The 689-nt window shown below is 45.3% G+C and carries 2 protein-coding genes; both read left to right on the plus strand.

Features of this window, described 5'->3' with window-relative positions:
- Nucleotides 1-248, plus strand: a 248-nt coding sequence (locus R8N49_RS27335) for a DUF2607 family protein (protein ID WP_318190478.1), incomplete at its 5' end; no start/stop codon positions are given.
- A 127-nt stretch (nucleotides 249-375) separates the two neighbouring features.
- On the plus strand, nucleotides 376-689 hold a 314-nt coding region (locus tag R8N49_RS27340; protein WP_318190479.1), incomplete at its 3' end, for a ZrgA family zinc uptake protein.

Below are 689 nucleotides of genomic sequence, written 5' to 3' on the forward strand. Positions count from 1 at the left end.
TTTTCAGTGTTGCTTTGCTGATCATCTGGAATTTTGCTTCGATCTTTCATCAAGTCGACCTCACACCAGAGCATCATACTCATCATCACTGCCAACTCTTTGCTGGCGCGCAACATGGTCTCGCTAAAGCACAACCAGCAATCCCAGTGCCGTCATACACACGGGCCCATTATGATGATGTCTCAGAGCGCTCGCATCATGTAGAAGAAGTATTCAGCGCTGCGCGTGCACCGCCTTATTTTGCGTAAACACTCAAACACAACCCAATTAGTTATTTCCAACGTGTATAGACGCGTTTCAATAACAGAACGTCAAATGAGTACTAATCTGAAATCAACCAGATCTCGGATTTATCAGCAAAATTAGGAAAGTAAAATGCCATCTAAACAGGTTTTAGCGATCGTTATCGGTTTGTCTCTATCGACAGTCGCAACAGCAGAAGAATACCGCCAACACAGTGCGCACGTTCATGGTCATGTTGAATTTAATATTGCCCAAGACGGCAGTGACTTGCTGCTCGAAATCACAGCTCCTGGTGCTGATGTGGTCGGCTTTGAACACGCACCAGAAAATGCAGAGCAAGAGAAAACACTGCAACACGCAGTCGCAACGCTAGAAGATAGCAACGCACTGTTTGCGATTAACCCACAAGCACAATGCGAAATTGAAGAAGTTCATGTTGAACACAC

The organism is Vibrio sp. 1978 (genome assembly GCF_033344345.1).